The organism is Dialister sp. CAG:357 (assembly GCF_000435155.1).
GTDB classification, from domain to species: domain Bacteria; phylum Bacillota; class Negativicutes; order Veillonellales; family Dialisteraceae; genus Dialister; species Dialister hominis.
Map to the genome: position 1 here is coordinate 1 of NZ_FR896484.1, position 549 is coordinate 549.

Genomic DNA, 549 nt, shown 5'->3' on the forward strand with positions numbered 1-549 from the left:
CACTACGAAAAAGCCGATCTCACACTCGGCTTTTTCCGCTTTTCTTCACTTGTTTGCCTTATTTACGCAGCAAGGCCTAAGTCGCGATACAAATGCATCACCCGGCCGTAGTATATTCGTAAAAACTTAGCCATTCCTGCTACTTTTGCTACTTTTTTATACTTTCCTTCTGCCTCTTTCTTCTTTATGAACCTATATACTGCATCATCTTTGGGGATTTTATGCATAACTAACGACATCATTACTTGATACAATACTTTCCGCAGCCGCGCAGGACCTTTCTTTACTATGTGATTCTGCGAGGCTCGGAATTTCCCTGATTCATGTATTGATGGGGTCAGGCCTGCAAAGCAGATCAGAGAATGCTTGTTTTTAAAGCGTCTCACATCTCCGATCTGGGCAATAAGCGCTACTCTGGTAACTCTTCCGACTCCGCCCATCTCGCCGACGAGTTCATATTCCGGCAGATCCTTGGCTATATCTTCCATTCGTGTTAAACTAGCCATAAGAGCCTCGTCGGCTCTTCTCAGTAATCCGACATACCACATG

Annotated in this window: 1 protein-coding gene; it reads right to left on the bottom strand. The window is 44.6% G+C overall.

Features of this window, described 5'->3' with window-relative positions; translation table 11 throughout:
* Positions 1-62: 62 nt before the first annotated feature.
* A partial coding sequence (locus M3200_RS09335; RefSeq protein WP_117759956.1) for a transposase occupies positions 63-549 on the bottom strand: 487 nt, incomplete at its 5' end.